Genomic DNA, 2,101 nt, shown 5'->3' with positions numbered 1-2,101 from the left:
ACAACTGCGGGCTACTTCTATAAAGGTGGGATCCCGCGACGCGATTCAGCCTGCCGAGAAGTGTGTGGTGCATTGCCGTGATCGGCGCTTGACTGGGATCATGACACGCATACTCATTCTCGGCGGCACTGCCTGGCTGGGCAGGGAAGTGGCAGAACAATTCGTGGCCCAAGGCGCGGACGTGACCTGCCTTGCCCGCGGTTCCTCCGGACAAGCAGCGGCCGGCGTTGACTTCATCCACGCAGACCGGGACCACGACGACGGACTCGTCGCCGTCAGGGACCAGGCATGGGATGCAGTGATCGACGTTTCCCGTCAGCCGGGTCACGTTAAACGCGCCGTACGCGACCTTCTCGAATCTGCCGGCAAATACATTTTTATCTCGTCTGGAAGTGCCTACGCTGGGCAACGCCAGCTTGGCCAGGACGAAGATGGGGCACTGCTGGAGCCGCTGGCAGGTGATGTCATGGCAGACATGTCAACGTACGGGGAAGCCAAGGTTGCCTGCGAACAGGCCGTGCAGGGCAGCTTTGGTTCAGATCGTTCCGTTGTGGTGCGGGCCGGACTTATCGGCGGCCCGGGCGACGTTTCCGGACGAACCGGCTATTGGCCGTTGCGGTTCGCCCACCCCTCCAACCCTGAGCGTGCTGTTCTCGTGCCATCGGCCCCGGACTTGCCGACCAACATCATTGACGTCCGCGATCTCGCCGCGTGGCTGGTGAGACTGGCCGGCGAACAAACCGCAGGAATTTTCAACGCCGTGGGCGATGTTCGGGTGTTCAACGAACACTTAGAGACGGCACGTAGGGTCGCGGGGCATGCCGGACCACTGGTGGTAGCGGACCCGGAGTGGCTCCGCCGGCACGGGGTCCAGGAGTGGGCGGGTGATGCGTCGCTGCCGCTTTGGCTTGATGATCCTGATTGGCGGGGCATGGGTGCAAGGAGCAACGATCGGGCGAAAGCTGCCGGTCTCGTTTTGCGGCCCTTGGCCGACACGCTCAGAGACACGCTGGAATGGGAAATAGCCACGGGGATCGAGAAGCCGCGAGGTGCCGGATTGACAGGTGGAGACGAGTCAAGGCTTCTGACCGAACTCAAGTACGGGAGCCGGCCGTGAGCAGCCGTGCACGCAGCACTACCAGCCTCAGGCTGCAACCGTCTGGGTGAGAAGTGGGGGTGGAGTTTCAATTTTCCGCCCCCATCACCTTGCACAGCGGCTTCTGGTTGGCATCCGGGTAAGGTGCGAGGTCAACGCGACGGGCACCGCACCCTCTGCATTTCACATACAACAGACGTCCCTGAGACGTCATGTGGGCCGATTCAACGTCCCACCCGTGTTCGTGACGGGCAGGGTTGGGGGTTGAAGGGTGTTCGTCGCGTGCAAGATATGTGGTCATGCAGTCCACTATGCTGTAATGGTCTTATGCATCTCAACCCTTACGGCGAGTATGCGGTTCTGCTCGCCGCCTCACTGGCCAATGATTTCCCAGTGGACGGCGCCGGCATCCTCGAACGGACCCGCGAGTTTGGAATGACCATGGATTTCACGCCGCTTCCAAGCGACCATGCGCTTGTCCGCCGCGTGATCGATGACTGGCTTGCCGTGGTTGATGCGCCGGATCACCCAGCCCGGGCGGCACTGCTCAACACTCACATGGCCGCCGCGAGCACCTATCCGCGGCTGACCGATCACGACGCGGAAGGGTGGCATCTGCACTATCGGGATGAGAACCAGACTCTGCCCCACGTTCTGCATGCTGTCATCAGTGTTGGGACGGCCCTTCACCTAACGACCCGTGGAATGAACCGGCTGGCGCGCTGTGCCGCCGGGCAGGCGCCCGGGGATCCCTGCGTGGCAGTGGTTGTGGATGTCACCCGCAATGGGCGCCAACAGTATTGCTCCGTGCGCTGCAATAATCGCGCTGCGGTCCGCAGGCACCGCCGTGCCCGAACGGCGTCTGCCGGCTGATTTGCCGACGGCAGCCCGGGCATCCGCCGTCGAGCTTGCTGCAGAAAGGTTCGGCGCCACCCAACGTTAGAAGCGCCAACCCGCCCCCTTGCAAGTAGCCCGCAGTTGTGGGGGGATGAAAACCGTAAATGA

The 2,101-nt window shown here is 62.5% G+C and carries 3 protein-coding genes; 2 read left to right on the top strand and 1 reads right to left on the bottom strand.

The genetic code is table 11. From position 1 onward, the window contains the following. The first annotated feature begins 100 nt into the window (after positions 1-100). Positions 101-1,117 carry an NAD-dependent epimerase/dehydratase family protein gene (locus ACT3TS_RS19590; RefSeq protein ID WP_444533201.1) on the top strand — a complete coding sequence of 339 codons (1,017 nt, stop codon included), beginning with the start codon at positions 101-103 and terminating at the stop codon, positions 1,115-1,117. Positions 1,118-1,468: 351 nt separating this feature from the next. Here the strand turns inward: ACT3TS_RS19590 and ACT3TS_RS19585 are convergent, their stop codons facing one another. Continuing rightward, positions 1,469-1,756, bottom strand: coding sequence for a hypothetical protein (locus tag ACT3TS_RS19585; protein ID WP_444533203.1), 288 nt, complete (start codon positions 1,754-1,756; stop codon positions 1,469-1,471). On the opposite strand from ACT3TS_RS19585, the gene ACT3TS_RS19580 reads away from it, so the two are divergent. Continuing rightward, a complete protein-coding gene (locus ACT3TS_RS19580; protein WP_444533202.1) occupies positions 1,655-1,969 on the top strand; it encodes a CGNR zinc finger domain-containing protein in 315 nt (104 codons plus the stop codon). The two genes, ACT3TS_RS19585 and ACT3TS_RS19580, sit on opposite strands and share 102 nt — an antisense overlap. The last annotated feature ends 132 nt before the right edge of the window (positions 1,970-2,101 follow it).

This window comes from Specibacter sp. AOP5-B1-6, assembly GCF_052376555.1.
In the GTDB taxonomy this organism is placed as follows: domain Bacteria; phylum Actinomycetota; class Actinomycetes; order Actinomycetales; family Micrococcaceae; genus Specibacter.
This window is presented reverse-complemented; position numbering and strand designations above follow the sequence as displayed.